Consider the following 16,362-nt stretch of genomic DNA (forward strand, 5'->3'; position numbering starts at 1 on the left):
TCCTCGCCCGGAACGGCGGTCCTCGCAACCCCGCCAGCGACGGTCAGGGCGCTTTCTCCCCGGCCCGCACCGCCACGTCCAGCCAGTTCTCCTCGGGCGGGAGCGGGCAGGCGAACGTCTCGCTGTAGGCACAGAACGGCGAGTACGCGAGGTTGAAATCCAGGGTCATCTCGTCGCCGTCGGTCAGGTCCTCGTCGCTCTCGAACTCCATGTACCGCCCGCCCTCGTACGTCTCCTGTCCCGTCGTCTTGTCGCGGATCGGGACGAAGTACTGCCGGTCGCCCTCCTGGCGGTACGCCGCGAGTTCCTGCTCGGTGCCGTCCACCTCGAACGTCAGCGTCAGTTCGCGCAGGTACCGGACCTCCGTCCCGGCCGTCGTGTCCATCGTCACCGGCTCGGGGTCGTCGTGGACGGTTACCGTCGCCGTCACGCGGTAGTCCGGGTCCGGGTCGAAGTAGTCCAGCCCGTCGAAGTCGTCGCGTTCCTCCGGCGGGATCGGCGACTGCCGGTGCTCGTCGAAAAAGCGGTCCTTCTCCTCGCGCTGTGTCTCCAGTTCCCGCCGCCAGGCGTCCGCGTCGAACGTCTCGGTCATGCCCGGACGTTGGCCGCGGCGGCGGGTAACGGTTGCGTCTGGCGGCCGTCGCGGGCGAGGACCGGCAGATGCGGTGGTTGTCCCGTGGGAAAACCCACGACGCCCGGACAGTTTATTTCCCCCGCGGCTGTGGGGTGGGGTATGGACGACTTCGAGGCGGTGGAACTGTTCTCGCAACTGCCGTTCGTCGAGCGACTCGGCATCGAGATGGAGTCGGCCGGCGACGGCCGGGCCGTCGGCACCCTCGAACTGGAGGAGGGCCACTCCTCGGTCCCGTGGACGACCGTCGCCCACGGCGGCGTCACGTACTCGCTGGCCGACACCGTCGGCGGCGCGGCGGTGTACTCGCTCCACCCGAAACCGACCCCCACGGTCGACATGCGGATCGACTACCTCTCGCCGGGCACCGACCGCCTCCGCGCCGAGGCCGAGGTGGTGCGGGACGGCGGGAGCGTCGCCGTCGTCTCCGTCGACGTGACCGACGGCGAGGGCGGGGCCGTGGCTGACGCCCGCGGGGTGTACAAGACCGGCGGCGGCGACGGCGAGACGACGTGGACGGACGGCGGGGAGTAGCCGCCCGCCCGGGGATTTAAACCCGAAGCCGCGGCCACTGCTTCGACAGCCCTATGCCCGACGCGGCGGTGGTAGACGACACGACGATGGCAGGCTCCTGGCGCGACGTGTTCGGCCACGACGAGCCGTACGACGACCAGGTCGACGGCGTCGAGACGGCGGTCGAGACGGCCCGCGACGGCGGCTTTCTGGCCCTCGAGGGAGCCTGTGGCACCGGCAAGACGATGCTCGCGCTGACGGCGGGGATCCACCTCGTCCGCGACCCCGACAGCGACTTCGAGCGCGTGCTGGTGCTTACGAGCGTCAAGCAGCAACTCCGCCAGTTCGAGGAGGACCTGCGGACGATAAACGGGAACCTGCCCGACGACCACCGCCCGGTGTCGGGGCTGACGCTCGTCGGGAAGGCCGATGTCTGTCCGTACAACCGCGAGAACGCCGGCCGGATCGACGACGACAACGTGTACGACCGCTGCGAGGACCTGCGCGACCGCACGCGCGGGCTGACGGGCGAGGGGCCGACCACGGCCGACGCGCTGGCCGCCGACGCCCGGAGCCAGCAGGTGGGACTTGCCGACTCGGGGTCCGGCGGCGCGACGTATCTGGAAACGGCGGACGAGCCGTCGCCGTACCCCCGCGAGATGCCCGAGTTCGAGGACACCGAGTACTGCCCGTTCTACGCGCAGTACCTCGCGGACCTGCCGGAGGACGGCGACCCGGGCGAGGCCGTCCCGTTCGACTTCACCGCCGCGGGGTTGCTGACGCCGGACGAACTGGTCGCCCGGTCCGTCGAACACGGCACCTGCCCGCACTCGATGATGGGCGCGATGCTGGGCCACGCCGAGGTGGTGATCGGCAACTACTACCACGCGTTCGACCCGACGACGACGGGGTCGTTCACCGGCGCGCTGCTCGACGACTCGACGTTCGTGGTCTGCGACGAGGCGCACATGCTCGAACCGCGCGTCCGGGACCTGGTGAGCGACGGCGTCGCGGACGCCACCCTGCGCGACGCGGAGACGGAGCTGTCGCGGGTGATCCAGCCGCTCCAGTTCGACGACGCGAACGACCGCGACACCGCCCGAGAGGACGCGGACTTGATCCGGGGCGAACTGTCCGACAGCGACGTGACCCTCTCCGAGTTGCAGGAGACGCGCGCGTTCGTCCGGGACCTGCGGGACGAACTGGACCGCCGCGTCACCGCCCACCTCGAACGCGAGCACCGCGGGTGGAAGGCGGACCTCTCGGACCTGCCCGACGAGGAGATACCGCTCCGGGACCCGGAGACGCCGGAGCCGGACGCGATCACCGAGTGGGCCGAGCGCGAGGGGTACGACGGCGGCGTCTGGGCGCGCGCCGAGGCGGTCGGCGCGGTCGTCAAGCGCATCCTCGACGAGGCCGAGGACGAGCAGAAGACCCGCGCGGCCCCGGCGGCCGGCCGCGTCCTCGGCGAGTGGTACCGCAACGACCACGAGCACTACTTCCGGGAGATCGACCTGGAGCGGACGTGGGACCGGACCGAACCGGACGGCTCGTGGCGGCGGGCGTACAACGCCAGCCTCGCCCTGCACAACTGCGTGCCCAGCGACGCCATCGGCGAGCGCCTCGCGGACTTCGGCGGCGGCGTCCTGATGAGCGCGACGCTGGAACCGCTGGACGTGTTCGCCGAGGTGACCGGCCTGCGCCACCTCGAACGCGAGGGGGAACGCCCCGTCGTCGAGCGGACGTACGGCCTCGACTTCCCCGCGGAGAACCGCGAGAGCTTCGCCGTCGCCGCGCCGAAGTTCACCTACGAGAACCGCGGGCCGACGCCGGACGGCGCGGGCGCTGGAGGCGGCGAGGCGGCGGACGAACACGCCCGGACCCGCCGGACGTACGCCGACGCGGTCGCGGAGGTCGCGCGGTCGCCGGGCAACGTCCTCGTCGGGATGCCCAACTACGCGGAGGCGGAGTGGATGGCGGCGGCGCTCCGCGGGCGCGTGGACAAGCCCGTCCTCATCGACGAGTCCAGCGGCGACGACGCCACCGAGACGCTGAAGGGCGACTTCTTCGCCGGCGAGGCGAAGGTGCTGGTGACGAGCCTCCGCGGGACGCTCACCGAGGGCGTCGACTACGAGGGCGACAAACTCCGCGCGGCGGTGGTCTGTGGCGTCCCGATCATCAACACCGCCAGCCCCCGAACGCGGGCGGTCAGGACCGCCTACGACCGGCAGTTCGGCGGTGGCGGATCCGGCTCCCGGGGCGGGTTCGAGTACGCGCTGACCATCCCGGCGGTCCGCAAGGCGCGCCAGGCCATCGGCCGCGTCATCCGCGGCCCCGAGGAGGTGGGGGTCCGGGTCCTCGTCGACGAGCGCTACGCCCGTGACTCCTGGGACAGCGTGCGCGAGTACTTCCCCGAAACCGACGAGTTCCAGCCCGTCAGCCCGGACATGCTCTCGCTGGGGCTGGACCGGTTCTGGTCGGGCGTCGACTAGGACCGCCGCCGGCGGAGCAGTTCCAGCCCCGCGATGCCGGCGGCCGCCTCGCCGACGCCGAAGCCGGGCATGCCCGAGGAGTTCGACTCGTCGTCGGACCCGCTCGGCTGGTCGCTCTCGGCGTCGCCGGCCTCCGACCCGTTCGACTGGCTGGCCCCGCCGCCGTCCGTCCCGCTCGTCGTGCCGGCCGCAGTCGTCGTCCCGCCCCCGGATTCGGCCGCCGGCTCCCAGGGCGCGCCCGCGGGGTCGAACCGGCGGCCGACCGCGTCGTCACCGTCGCTGCCGGCGAACAGGCCCTTCGCGCCGTCGCCGACGAGGCCGCCCAGGTAGCCGCCGTCGGCGTACCGGGCGGCCCACCGGACGCCCCCGTCGCGGCCGACGGCCGCGAGCCAGTAGTCGTGTTCGCTGTCCTCCAGGACGAAGTTCCCGCCGGCCAGGTAGCCGCCGTCGACGGGGGCGACCGCCCCCACCGCAGTTGCCGGGGAAGCGAACAGGTAGGCCGTCGACCGGAGCGCCCCGTCGCCGTCGGCGCGGGCGACGGTCGGCCCGGCGTCGCCGCCGGTGACGCCGGTCGTGCCGAGTGCGAACCCGTCGCCGTCGACCGCGACCGACCGGACGTCGGCGAGTCGGGGCCGCTCCGCGCCGTCGTACGTCCGCTCCCACGTCGTCGTCCCGTCGGCGGCCTGCCGGACGAGCCGAGCGGTCGGGTCCTGCGGGCCGCCGACGGAACCGCCGAGGACCACGCCCCCGTCGCCGACGGCGGCCACGTCGCGGAACGTCGAGGACCGGTCCAGGTCCGCGGTGTCCTCGCGGGTTGTGCTCCCGTCCGCGGCGAGGCGGAGCATCCAGGCGTCCGCGTCGCTGAGGCCGACGAAGCCGGCGACGACGACATCCCCGTCGCCCGCCCGGGTCGCGCCGCCGAGGACGTGGTCGCGCTCGACCGCGTCGCGGTCCTTCCCGTACGTCCACGCGACGCCCGAGTCGTCGACCTTCGCGGCCCACGGCGTCCACGAAGCGGTGACGGCGTCCCTCGGGCCGAGGTCGGTCCCGACGACGACCGCGCCGTCCGGGGCCGCCACGACCGCTTCGACGGTGCCCCGGACGTCGTGTTCGAACGCCGTCGCCCACCGCCGGTCGCCGTCCGGGCCGAGTTCGAGGACGAAGTACTCCAGCGTGTCGCCGTCGTCGCTCGAGCGCCCGGCGAGCAGGTAGCCGTCGCTCGTCCGGGTCACGGCGTCGGCGTACTCCGTGTGGTCGGCGTCGTACGTGTGGGTCCACGCGCCCTCGTCGGACCGGGTCGACCGTCCCCGCGCCGCGGCCGTCCCCGCGACGCCGCAGACGCCCGCCGCGCCGACCGCCCGCAGGACGGATCTTCGCGTCGATCGCATGGGGAAAACCGTCCCGCGTCCGGCGTAAATACTTACCCGTCCGTCCCGACCACGTGCACCGCGTCCGGGTCGAACCCGACGGTCACGCGGTCACCGCTCGGCGCGTCCGGGAGCCGGACGACCAGCTCCCGCCCGTTCCAGTCGGCGTGGACCCGCACGGCCTCGCCGAGGAACTCCGCGGTCCGCACGTCGGCGCGGAGCTGGTTCGTCACCTCGTCGGGGTCCAAGGCGGCCGGCCGGACGCAGAACGTCACCCGGTCGTCCGCCGACGCCTCGACCGGCGGGATCCGGAGCGAGCGCCCGTTCACGTCGACGGTGGTCCCGGCGGCGTCGCGGCCGGCGATCCGGCCCTCGAACACGTTGTTCTCGCCGACGAACTCCGCGACGAAGCGGCGCTCGGGCCGGCGGTACACGTCCTCCGGGGGGCCGACCTGCTCGACGCGGCCGTCGTGCATGACCGCGACGCGGTCGGACACCGCCAGCGCCTCCGCCTGGTCGTGGGTGACGTAGACGGTCGTGATCCCGAGTTCGGACTGGATCGCCTTCACCTGCCGCCGGAGGCGCTCCCGGAGGCGGGCGTCGAGCGCGCTCATCGGCTCGTCCAGCAGGAGTACCTCCGGGCCGGGGGCTAGCGCCCGGGCCAGCGCGACGCGTTGCTGCTGGCCGCCGGACAGCTCCTCGGGGTCGCGGTCGCCCATCTCGGGGAGGTCCACGAGGGAAAGCAGGTCGGCGACGCGCTCGTCGGTCGTCGCGTCGCCGGGCGGGTCCCGGAAGCGCAGGCCGTAGGCGACGTTCTCAGCGACCGTCATGTGGGGAAAGAGGGCGTAGGACTGGAACACGATCCCGACGTCGCGCTCCTCCGGGGGGACGCCCGCCATCTCCCGGTCGCCGAAGCGGACGGCCCCCTCGGTCGGCTCCTCGAAGCCGGCGATAGCCCGCAGCGTCGTCGTCTTCCCGCAACCCGAGGGGCCGACGAGCGTGAAGAACTCGCCGTCGGCGACGTCGAGGTCGACGCCGGAGAGCGCCGTCGCGCCGTCGTAGCGCTTCGAGACGCCGTCGAGGTGAATGTCAACCATCCTCGAACCGCCCCCCGAGGCGGTCGATGACGACGAAGCTGACGCTCGTGACGACGAGCAGGACGGTGCCCATCGCGGTCGCGGGGCCGAGCCGGCGGCCGCGGTAGCGTTCGACGGCGACTGGCATCGTGTAGCTGTCCGCGCCCTCCGCAAGTATGACCGTCGAATCGAACTCGCCGACGCTGATCGCGAAGGCGAAGGCCGCGCCGGCGACGACGCCGGCGGCGACCAGCGGCAGTTCGACGTCCAGCAGCGCCCGGGCGCGGCTCGCGCCGAGCGCCCGCGCCGACTCCACCATCGCCGGGTCAAGCCGGGCGAGCGGCGGGGCGACCGACCGCGTGACGAACGGGTACGCGGCGACGGCGTGGGCGGCGACGATAGCCATCGCGCCCGTCACCTGCAGGCGGTAGCCCCCGCCGAGCGGGATGCCGAACACCGGCCCGAGCAGGAGGCCGACGCCGGTGACGATGCCCGAGACGGCTATCGGCCCCATCGCTATCGCGCCCAGGACCGTCCGCCCGCGGAACTCGCGGGTCGTCAGCAGGGCGACGGCGACGCCCATGGGGAGCGCGACGACGAGCGCGCCGAGAGCGAACGTCAGTGAGTTGCGGACCGCCGGCCAGGGTTTCGTCTGGACGGCGGTGCCCTCGACCTGGCGCTGCACGAGGAACTCGTAGTAGGCGAGCGTCGGGCCGTCGGGGCCGGCGACGCTCGTCCACACCATGCTCAGGATCGGCCCGAGGAACACGAACGCGGCGACGGCCGCGTAGGCCATCACCGCCAGCCGGCTCGGCGAAAGCAGCGCGCGGGCCGACGGGACGAGCGGGACGCGCTCGGGCGGGTTCGCGCCGCGGCTCCCCGCGGCCTGGGCCGCCTCGTAGCGGAGGTAGGCGTAGGTCAGCGCCAGCGACACGGCGGTTTCGAGGACGGCCAGCGCCGCCGCCTCCTCGTAGCGCAGGTTCCGCAGGAGCGCGTACACCCACACCTCGACGGTGGCGAGTTCGAGGCCGCCGAGCGCCAGCACGATGGGGAACGTCATGAACGTGAACACGAATGTCAGCAGCGCGCCGGTCAGCACCGCGGGGAGCAACTGGGGAACGACCACGTCGAGGAACGCGCGGCGGCGGCCCGCCCCGAGGCTCCGCGCGGTCTCGACGGCGCGGGCGTCGACCCCCTCCCACGCGGCGACGGTGACGCGGGTCACCAGCGGCGCGTTGTAGAACGCGTGGGCGACGACCACGACGGCGAGGCTCCCGATGAGGTCGACCGGCGGCAGGCCGAGCGCCGCGAGCGCGTCGTTCAGCACGCCGCGCCGGCCGAACGTGGCGACGAAGCCGATGGCGACCATCACGGAGGGGAGGATAAAGGGGAGGATCGTCAGCGACCGGAGCGTCCGCCGGCCGGGGAACTCGAAGCGGGCGAGGACGTACGCCCCCGGGAGGCCGAGCGCGAGGCTGGCGGCGGTCGAGACGAGTGCCTGGTAGGCCGTGAAGCCGAACAGCCCGAAGTCGGGGAGGCCGGCGTCGCCGGCGGCGACCGCGCCGGCCCAGGCGGCGACGTTGCCCGCGTGCCGCGGGACGGCAAGCGGGTCGGCGGCGACGCCGGCCAGCGCGCCCACGTAGAACTCGTCGGTGAGCACGTCGGCGAGCGGCGCGACCGAGACCCGGGGCGGGACCCCCGGGACGACCGTCGCCGCCTCCGAGAGGACGATCCCCACCGGGAGGTAGAACACGAGCGCGATGGTGACGGCCGCCGCGGCGGCGACCGCGCCGACCGCGTGGCGTTCGAGCGCCGCGGCGACCCGACCTGTACGGCTCACGCTGAAAGCAGGGGCGGCCCGCGGGTTAGTTCCCGGCGATCTCCCGGGCCCACTCGCTGACCCAGCCGTCGAGGCTGCCCGACAGCGTCTCGTAGTCGAACATCACCGTCTCGTCGGGTTCGAGCGCGTACTCGTCGAACTCCGAGTCGAGGTCGGCGTGGTCGGTCGCGGGCAGCTGGACGTTGCGGACGGCGATCTCGCCCTGCACCGCCGGCGAGAGGACGAAATCGAGGAACTCGAAGCCAAGCGCCGGCGAGTCCGAGGCCTCGAACACGGCCATCCCCTCCGGGTTGGCGTACCCCTGTCCGTTCGGGAACGCGACCTGGTGGCGGCTCATGTCCTGGTCGTAGCGGTTGGCGTACACCTGGTCGGTGGAGTAGGAGACCACCATCGGGCGCTCGCCCTGGCTGTACGCGTCGTAGGAGTCGCTCCACGAGCTGGAGATCCGCACGTCGTTGTCGACCAGGTCCCGCCAGTAGTCGAGGTAGCCGTCCTCGCCGTATCCGTCGACGGTCCACAGCATGAACGCCCGGCCGGGGTCGCTGTCCTGGGCGTTCTGGGCCAGCAACGTGCCATCGTAGGGGTCGGCCGTCAGGTCGTCCAGGCTCGTCGGCTCGTCGACCTCGTTCTCGTCGTACACGAGCGCGATGTAGCCGGTGTCGTACGGGATCGCCCGCGACTGCGGGTCGAACCGGAGGTCGTCCTTCACGGCGCCTCCGTTCTCCAGTTCGTACACGTCGCTGCTCATGAACAGCGAGTCGTCGAGTTCCCGGTCGGCGACGACGAGGTCGTCGACGTTCAGCCCGAGGTAGACGTCGGCGTCGATGCTCGCGTCCCGGCCCGCCCGCTGGACGTACTCGTTGACGCCGTTCTCCGCGACCTTCCAGTTCAGGGTCACGTCCGGGAACTCCTCCTCGAACCGCTCTTTCACCCACTGGCCGGGGCTGCTGCTGGGCGAGTCCACGAACGCGCTGTAGGTGGCGACGGTGAGTTCCCCCTCGAAGCTCTCCGGGGTGGTCAGCGTCTCCACGTCGTCCCCGTCGTCGCCGCCGTTGCCGTCGTCGGTCTGCGTTATGCACCCTGCGAGCGCCGTGCCGGCGACGCCGGCGGTCGCCGTCAGGAAGGTTCGCCGTCTCATTACTCGGTGGTTGAACTGGGTGGTCTTAACGTCGGTGATCCGCGACGGCGTCGGTGGGCGGGGGTCGCCGTCCCCGGCCCGCCGTCGGATGGGGGGGCGTGGCGGAACGGTTTTGTCACCGGGGCGAGAGCACAAACCGTGTCACGCAGTCGTCGGTACGTGCTCTCGGGGGTCGTCGCCGCGCTCGCGCTCGTCGCGGCGTTCATCCTCCGGGACGTGCTCGCAACGGTGTTTTTCGCGGTCACGGTGGCGGCGGTCTTCGCGCCGGTGTACCGCCGGCTGGTCGCCCGCGGCGTCCCGGCGTGGTGGGCGAGCGTCGCCACGTCCGCGCTCGCCTTCCTCTCGGCGCTGGCCGTGTTCACGCCGCTGGTCGGCGTGCTGTACCGCCGCCGCGACCAGTTGCTCGACCTGTTCCGCAGCCTGCCCTCCGCGGTCGAGATCGAGTTCCTCGGTTACAGCCGGGTCATCGAAGCGGGCGAGGCGCGGTCGATCGTCGCGGGGTATCTGGGGGACATCGCGGTCGACGTCGCCGCCGCGACGCCGGTGCTCGGGATCAAGTTCGCGCTGTTTGCGTTCGTCGTGTTCGGCTTCCTGCTGGGGAGCGACCGCGCCTACCGCGCGGCCGTCGGGACCGTTCCCGTCGAGTACCGCGGCGTCGTCGAGGCGCTCCACGAGCGCGCCCGGTCGACGCTGTTCGCCATCTACGTGCTCCAGGCCGCGACCGCGCTGGGCACGTTCGCCGTCGCGCTCGTGCTGTTCCTGGCGCTTGGCTACTCCGGCGCGGTGACGCTCGCGGTCGTCGCGGGCGTGCTCCAGTTCCTCCCCATCGTCGGGCCGAGCGTCCTGCTCGGCGTGCTCGTGGCGTACGAACTGCTCGCCGGAAACGTCGCGATGGCGGCGCTGGTCGGCGTCGCCGGGGCGGTGTTCGTCGGCTACCTCCCCGACGTTGTCATCCGGTCGCGGCTCGCGCGCCGGAGCGCCGACATGCCGAGCACGCTGTATTTCATCGGCTTCACCGGCGGCCTGCTCACCCTCGGCCCGATCGGGATCATCGCCGGCCCGCTCGCGGTGGCCCTGCTCGTCGAGGGGGTCGAACTGCTGTCGGCGGAGACGGGCGGCTACCGGCAGTCGACGCTCACGGAGGACGGGGGGACGGATGCCGAGGGACCGGACGATGCCGACGAAACGGACGGACCGGCGTCGGACGACGACCCGCCCGCCGCGCCGTCCGACTCCCCCGCCCCGCCGGGGCCGGGCGACGCCCCGAGCGACGCGGAGTGAAGGGGCCAGTCGGACCGCCGGACGTCGGCCCGCCTCAGTCGTCGGCGGGCACGGCGTCCGGCCGGAACTCCCGGCTGATCGCCTTCCACTTCCCCGTGGCGAACCGCCGGTAGTTGATCGCCGCCGGGACGGCCGTCTCCGCGACGAACGAGAGGTACAGCCCGGCGATCCCGAGCGCCGTCGTCGCGCCGAGGTAGGCAAGCGGGAGCGCGACGGCGAACATCCCGACCGCCTGGCTGTAGAACGGCCAGCGCGTGTCGCCGCTGGCGTCAAGCGGCCCCGCGGTCGCGCCCTTCACCGCCTGCGGGATCGAGGCGACGCAGGCGGCGTACACGAACGCCGTCGCCACCGGCACGGACGGGTCGCCGGCGTCGCCGACGAACGCGATGGCGATGGGCCGTGCGAACAGGCCGATCGCGACCGCGGCGACGGCGTACGTCGCCACCGAGAAGCGGATCACGTCGCGGGCGTACGCCTCGGCGGCGCGCTCGTCCTCGCCGCCGAGTTCCTGCCCGACGAGGCTGGAGGCGGCCAGCCCGAAGCCCCACCCCGGCGTGTTCATGATCCCCCAGATGCGGCGGGCGATGACGTAGCCGGCCACGACCGTCGGGCCGAACAGGCCCACGATGGCGAGCATCGGGAACTTCGCGACGGTCCACACGAGGTTCCGGCCGACGACCGGGAGCCCGATGTCGAAGAGGTCGCGGAGGACGCCCCGGTCGACGTACCGCCCGGCGAACCGCACGCTGACGCCCAGGTCGCCCGTGCCGGGGAGCCGCCCGGCCGCCAGCCCGACGGCGAACGCCGTCGTGACGAGGACGTTGGCGGCGACCGTCCCCAGCGCCGCGCCGACGACCCCCATCCCCAGTCCGAAGATCAGGACGGCGTTGCCGACGACGTTGGCGACCGCGCCGCCCGCCCGGACCAGCATCGGCGTGTACGCGTCGTCCATCCCGATGTAGATCCGGCTGCCGACGAGGTTGAGCCCCGCGAAGGGCACGCCGAACGCGAGCACGCGCAGGTAGTCCGCGCCGAGGCGGATCGTCCGCGCGTCGTCGGACATCACCCCGATGAGGTCGGCGGGAAACAGGTAGAAGGCGACGGCGACGGGGACGGTCACCGCGAGGACGAGCGCCACGGAGGTGCGGATCGCCTGCCCCAGTTCGCCGTGGGCGTCGGCCCCGTAGCGCTGGGAGACCAGCGCGATGGTGCCGCCGGCGAACCCGCCGCCGAGCGAGAACGCGATCCCCCAGTACGGCGTGGCGAAGCCGACGCCGGCGATGGCGAGCGGGCCGACCGCCAGCCCCACCATCGCCACGTCGACGGCGTTTTTCGACATCCGCGCGATCCCGGTGAGGATCCGCGGCCAGGCCAACTCCGTCGTCCGGCGCGCCCGCTCGCCGGAGATCAGGCCGGCGCGGGCGAGCGCGAGGCCGATCCAGAGGACGACCAGCCGGACGGGGTTCGGAACGCGTCGCACGGCGGATCGTATTTCGAACCGAAACAAAGGGGTTGCGATGCGAACGCCGTTCGTTTCGGACCCACACACCCCGTCACGCCCGCACTCGCCCCGAACGAGTCGTTTCACGCAAGCCGAATCCGGCTGCTATAGCGACGGCTCCCGGCGCGGACGGGACGGCCGCCCGGACCCGACGCGTCAGCCCGCGACCGCCGGCCCGCGGGCGGCGTCGGCCCGGAGCGGCGGCGGCGCGAGCGCCTCGGACTCGTTGTCGTCGCCGTCCCCGGTCTCCTCGACGACGTAGCGCTGGCCGGCCATCGGTTCGAGCAGGCTGTCGACCGGCGCGCGGTCGTCCCGGAGGACGGGCACGCCGTCCGTCTCGGCCGACCGCTCGAAGTTCGCTATCTCGTCGGACAGGTCGAGCCCCACGTCGCGCTCCTCGTTGCGTTCCCGTAGCTCCGCCTCGGTGAGTTGCCCGTCGCGTTTGGTCGCCATCAGCTCGATGTTCTGGACGGACGCCGCGCCCGCCGTCGGGAAGGCGTACACCTGCGGGAACGCCCGCTCCATCGTCTTGTACTCCGCGCGGTAGAACTTCGAGGCCGGCCCGTTCCGGGCGGAGATGACGTTGGCCAGCAGGACGCCGTCCTCGTCGAGGCGGTCGTTCGCCAGTTGCATGAACTCGACCGTGGTCAGCTGGAACGGCACCTTGTCCCGCTTGTACGCGTCGAGGACGATCAGGTCGTACGTCTTCTCGGTCTCCTGCAGGTACTGGCGGCCGCCCTCGTTGTACACGTTCAGCTGGTCGGTCTCGGGGACGCGGAAGTACTCGCGGGCGACGTCTATCACCTCAGGGTCTATCTCGGCCACGTCGACGGTCGCGTTGTACTCCTCGACGAACCGCTTCGGGCCGGTGAAACCGCCGCCGCCGACGAACAGCACCCGGTCCACGTCGTCGGCGACGAGCATGGGGACGTGGAAGTACCGCGTGTACTCGAACACGTGGCGGGTCGGGGCGTCCTTGTCCATCGCGCTGTGGCGCTGGCCGTCGAGGTACAGCGTCCGCGTGTCGCCGCTGTCGATGACCTCTAGCTCCTGGTACGGCGTCTGGGTCTGGTACACCACCTCGCCGCGGACGGAGTAGCCGACCGCCGGGGCCAGCACGGCGGCGACCAGCAGCAGCGTCACGACGGCGACGGCGGCCGCCGGCCGGCGCTCCGGCGAGGGAAAGAGCAGCCACGCCGCGGTCACGACGAGGGAGGCGCCGAAGGCGAGGCCGATCAGGTCGACCGACAGCGACGGGATCAGGAAGTACGTCGTCCCGAACGCGCCGACGAGGCTCCCCACGGTGCCGACGGCGTACACGTGGCCGGAGGCCGCGCCGATCCCGTCCGCCCGCGTCAGTTCGGCCCCGTACGGGCTGATGAACCCGAGCAGGTACGTCGGCGGGCCGAACAGGAGGACGATGGCGGGCAGCGACGCGTAGCGCGCCGGGAGCGGGAACGCCGCCGCGCTCGCGAGCAGGAGGTCGCCGGCGAAGATGAGCACCGCGACGTAGCCGGCCGTGCCGGCGAGCAGGACCGCCAGCCGCTCGTTGGTCGCCTCCGTGGCGGCGCGTTTCCCGCCGACGTGGTAGCCGAGGCTCAGCGCGGCGAGGAACACGCCGATGATGCTCCCCCAGGTGTAGATGCTGCTCCCGAACTGCGGGGCCACGACCCGCCCCGCGAGTATCTCCAGCCCCATGCTGGCGACGCCGGAGACGAACACCGCCGTCTCCGGCTTCGACGGCGCGGCGGGGACACGGCCTGACGTGCTTTCCATCGGGCGGTCCAAGGGGCCAAGCGGCACTAAGCGTTGGGGAACCGGCCCCGGCCGCGCCGTCGCGTGGACCCCTCGCTTTTCACCGGCGGGACGGTCACACGTACATGGCCACGATAGCGTCGTTTACCGTTCCGGCGGACGCCTTCCCGCTGGGGAGCCTGTTCGAGGACCTCCCGGCGGCGACGATGGAACTGGACCGCATCGTCCCGACGACGGACACGGTGATCCCGTACGTCTGGGTCCGGAACGCCGCGGTCGACGACGTCGCCGCGGCCATCGGGGCACACCCCGACCTGGCCGGGATGGAACTGGTCGACACGACGCCGGACGTGTCGCTGTACCGGGTGGCGTGGGACAGCGACGCACGCGGCCTCGTCACCTGCATCGCCGACAGTGACGCGTCGCTGCTGCGCGCGACCGGGACGGCCGCGGAGTGGACCTTCGAACTCCGCGGCGACGACGCCGACGCGGTCGCGGACTTCCGGCGGCGCTGTGTGGCCTGCGGCGTCGACGTCACGCTCACGCGCCTGCACACGCTCTCGGAGAACGAACTGGGCGGCCGGTACGGCCTGACGCCGGCACAGCGGGAGGCGCTGTTGCTCGCCTTCGAGGAGGGGTACTACGACGACCCCCGGGCGACGACCCTGCAGGAACTGGCCGACCGCTTCGGCATCTCCCGGACGGCGGTGTCGGCGCGGCTGAAACGCGGCTACCGCAACCTCATCGGCAGCACGCTCGTCCCGGCGGCCGACGGCGAGTAGCCGGGGGTACCGCCGCGTGGTCGGATCCCCACTTGAACACCTTCCATAGTGAACCTCCGCGTTGAACCCCGGCGGTGGCATAGCCGTGGTACGAAATGTCTTCCCGAAACACCTCCCCGTTCGACGCGCTTCCGTTCGACTACGAGATGGAGCCGGCCGAACGGTTCAGCGAGGCCGTCGTCAGCGCCGTGACCGCGGTTTCGGGCTACGAGCCGGTCGCCCTGCCGGACGGCGACGGCCGCGTCCTCCCGCCGCTGTACGACTTCGTCGACCCGGACGCCCTCGACACGCTGCTCGGGCGGACGCCGGACGACGGCCCCGGGGCGGACCGCCTGCGGTTCGACTACGACGAGTTCGAGGTGACCGTCGAGGCGGCCGGGACGGTCCGGGTCCGGACGCGCTGAGTTCCCCCGCCCAGCTTTCTCCCCGCTTTCCCCGGTCCCGGCAGAACGAAAACGGGTTTAACCAGGCTCGCGGATCCCCACCCATGATTATCAGCGGGTCCGCGTCGCAGTCGCTCTCGGCCGAACTGGCCGCCGAACTCGACGAGGCGCTCGCCCCCGTCGAGTTCGAGCGCTTCCCGGACGGCGAACTGATCGCACGGGTCGGCGACGTCTCGCCGGACCGGGCCGTGGTTGTGGCGTCGACGCCGACGAGCGACGCCCACCTCGAACTGCTCCAGTTGCAGGACGCCGCCCGCGAGGCGGGCGCGTCCGAGGTCGTCACCGTCCTGCCGTACATGGGGTACGCGCGCCAGGACGCGGCGTTCGAACCGGGCGAACCGGTCTCGGCCCGCGCCGTCGCCCGCGCCGTGAGCGCCGGCTCGGACCGGACGCTCGTCGTCAACCCCCACGAGGACGCGGTTCTGGACTTCTTCGACCCGGCCGCGACGGCGGTCGACGCGTCCCCGCGGCTGGCGGAGCCGCTCCCGGCGGCCCTCTCGGACCCCCTCTTCCTCGCGCCCGACGAGGGCGCGGTCGACATCGCTACGGCCGTCCGGGACGCCTACGGACAGGGGGAGACCGACTTCTTCGAGAAGACCCGCCACTCTGGGGTGGACGTGGAGGTCACGCCCAGCGACGCCGCGGTCGCGGGCCGGGACGTCGTCGTGGTCGACGACATCATCGCGACCGGGTCGACGATGAGCGAGGCGGTCGCGGTGCTTTCCGACCGGGGCGCGGCCCGGGTGTTCGTCGCCTGCGTCCACCCGCTGCTGGCGCGCTCGGCCCCGACGAAGCTATCCCGGGCCGGCGTCGAGGCCGTCTACGGCACGGACACGCTGGAACGCGCCGCGAGCGCGGTGTCGGTCGCCCCCTCGCTGGCCGAGTACCTGTAACCGTTCCGACCTCTCATGCGAGCCGGGGGATTTAAGCGCCCCTCCACAGACGTAACCCTGTGAACAACACGCGTGCGTGGGGGCGACGCTAACACATGCACGGGATCATCCACAAATCGCTGAAGGAGTACGTCGAGGACCGCATGTCGGACGGCGCCTGGGACGCCCTCCTAGACGAGGCAGGGATCGAACCGAAACTCTACCTCCCGGTGTCACACTACCCCGACGAGGAAGTGACCGCGATAGTGACGACCATCGCCGACAACGCCGGGCGGTCCGAGCGGGCGGTCCAGCGGGACTTCGGCGAGTTCCTCGCGCCGGAGCTGCTGGACACGTTCAAGGCACACGTCAAGGACGACTGGGACACCCTCGACGTGCTCGCCCGGCTGGAGGCGATCTATGAGGGGATAGAACAGAGCAGCGACGACACCTCGCCGCCGGCGGTCGAGACCGCCCGCGACGGCGACACCGTGACGGTCGTGTACCGCTCGGACCGCGAACTCTGTGCGATGGCGGAGGGAATCGTCCACGGCGTCGCCGCCGACAGGGGCGAGTCCGTCTCGGTCGACCAGCCGGTCTGCGTCCACGAGGGCGACGACCACTGCGAACTGGTCGTGACCCGAGCGTAGCGGCCCGCTTTTTCTCCCCGG

At 72.3% G+C, this 16,362-nt stretch carries 14 protein-coding genes; 7 read left to right on the top strand and 7 right to left on the bottom strand.

Annotated features, from left to right (window positions below; genetic code table 11):
- Nucleotides 1–43: 43 nt before the first annotated feature.
- Nucleotides 44–592 carry a DUF1684 domain-containing protein gene (locus EYW40_RS12135; RefSeq protein WP_135821862.1) on the bottom strand — a complete coding sequence of 183 codons (549 nt, stop codon included), beginning with the start codon at nt 590–592 and terminating at the stop codon, nt 44–46.
- 141 nt (nt 593–733) lie between these two features.
- Between EYW40_RS12135 and EYW40_RS12140 the strand changes: the two genes are divergently transcribed.
- Entirely contained in the window at nt 734–1,165 is a 432-nt protein-coding gene (locus tag EYW40_RS12140) for a PaaI family thioesterase (protein WP_135821863.1), read from the top strand.
- A gap of 53 nt (nt 1,166–1,218) precedes the next feature.
- Nucleotides 1,219–3,636 carry an ATP-dependent DNA helicase gene (locus tag EYW40_RS12145; protein ID WP_237560601.1) on the top strand — a complete coding sequence of 806 codons (2,418 nt, stop codon included), beginning with the start codon at nt 1,219–1,221 and terminating at the stop codon, nt 3,634–3,636.
- On the opposite strand, the gene EYW40_RS12150 is transcribed toward EYW40_RS12145, so the two are convergent.
- The 4 genes from EYW40_RS12150 to EYW40_RS12165 are packed head-to-tail and all read right to left on the bottom strand — an operon-like array spanning nt 3,633 to nt 9,057.
- The gene (locus EYW40_RS12150; protein WP_135821864.1) at nt 3,633–5,024 is read right to left on the bottom strand and encodes a hypothetical protein; all 1,392 of its coding nucleotides are present in this window, start codon (nt 5,022–5,024) and stop codon (nt 3,633–3,635) included. The genes EYW40_RS12145 and EYW40_RS12150 overlap by 4 nt on opposite strands.
- A gap of 32 nt (nt 5,025–5,056) precedes the next feature.
- Nucleotides 5,057–6,100: an ABC transporter ATP-binding protein gene (locus EYW40_RS12155; RefSeq protein WP_135821865.1), complete on the bottom strand. Its 1,044-nt coding sequence runs from the start codon at nt 6,098–6,100 to the stop codon at nt 5,057–5,059.
- Nucleotides 6,093–7,919, bottom strand: coding sequence for an ABC transporter permease (locus EYW40_RS12160; RefSeq protein ID WP_135821866.1), 1,827 nt, complete (start codon nt 7,917–7,919; stop codon nt 6,093–6,095). Before EYW40_RS12160 ends, EYW40_RS12155 begins: the two co-directional genes overlap by 8 nt.
- A 25-nt stretch (nt 7,920–7,944) precedes the next feature.
- Nucleotides 7,945–9,057 carry a thiamine ABC transporter substrate-binding protein gene (locus EYW40_RS12165; RefSeq protein WP_135821867.1) on the bottom strand — a complete coding sequence of 371 codons (1,113 nt, stop codon included), beginning with the start codon at nt 9,055–9,057 and terminating at the stop codon, nt 7,945–7,947.
- Nucleotides 9,058–9,195: 138 nt separating this feature from the next.
- On the opposite strand from EYW40_RS12165, the gene EYW40_RS12170 reads away from it, so the two are divergent.
- Complete coding sequence (locus EYW40_RS12170; protein WP_135821868.1) at nt 9,196–10,338, top strand: AI-2E family transporter; 1,143 nt, start codon at nt 9,196–9,198, stop codon at nt 10,336–10,338.
- A 34-nt stretch (nt 10,339–10,372) separates the two neighbouring features.
- Here EYW40_RS12170 and EYW40_RS12175 read toward each other — a convergent pair whose 3' ends face one another.
- Nucleotides 10,373–11,818, bottom strand: coding sequence for an MATE family efflux transporter (locus EYW40_RS12175; protein WP_135821869.1), 1,446 nt, complete (start codon nt 11,816–11,818; stop codon nt 10,373–10,375).
- Between the two features lie 177 nt (nt 11,819–11,995).
- Nucleotides 11,996–13,615, bottom strand: coding sequence for a spermidine synthase (locus tag EYW40_RS12180; protein WP_135821870.1), 1,620 nt, complete (start codon nt 13,613–13,615; stop codon nt 11,996–11,998).
- A gap of 104 nt (nt 13,616–13,719) precedes the next feature.
- Here EYW40_RS12180 and EYW40_RS12185 point away from each other — a divergent pair, with 104 nt between their 5' ends.
- From EYW40_RS12185 to EYW40_RS12200, 4 genes are all read left to right on the top strand, one after another.
- Nucleotides 13,720–14,376, top strand: coding sequence for a helix-turn-helix domain-containing protein (locus tag EYW40_RS12185; RefSeq protein WP_135821871.1), 657 nt, complete (start codon nt 13,720–13,722; stop codon nt 14,374–14,376).
- A gap of 95 nt (nt 14,377–14,471) precedes the next feature.
- Nucleotides 14,472–14,780: a HalOD1 output domain-containing protein gene (locus EYW40_RS12190; protein ID WP_237560602.1), complete on the top strand. Its 309-nt coding sequence runs from the start codon at nt 14,472–14,474 to the stop codon at nt 14,778–14,780.
- 83 nt (nt 14,781–14,863) lie between these two features.
- Entirely contained in the window at nt 14,864–15,712 is an 849-nt protein-coding gene (locus tag EYW40_RS12195) for a ribose-phosphate diphosphokinase (protein WP_135821872.1), read from the top strand.
- Between the two features lie 95 nt (nt 15,713–15,807).
- Nucleotides 15,808–16,341, top strand: a complete 534-nt coding sequence (locus EYW40_RS12200; protein ID WP_135821873.1) for a heme NO-binding domain-containing protein — start codon at nt 15,808–15,810, stop codon at nt 16,339–16,341.
- Nucleotides 16,342–16,362 lie beyond the last annotated feature (21 nt).

The sequence above is a fragment of the Halostella litorea genome (genome assembly GCF_004785955.1).
GTDB lineage: Archaea > Halobacteriota > Halobacteria > Halobacteriales > Natronoarchaeaceae > Halostella > Halostella litorea.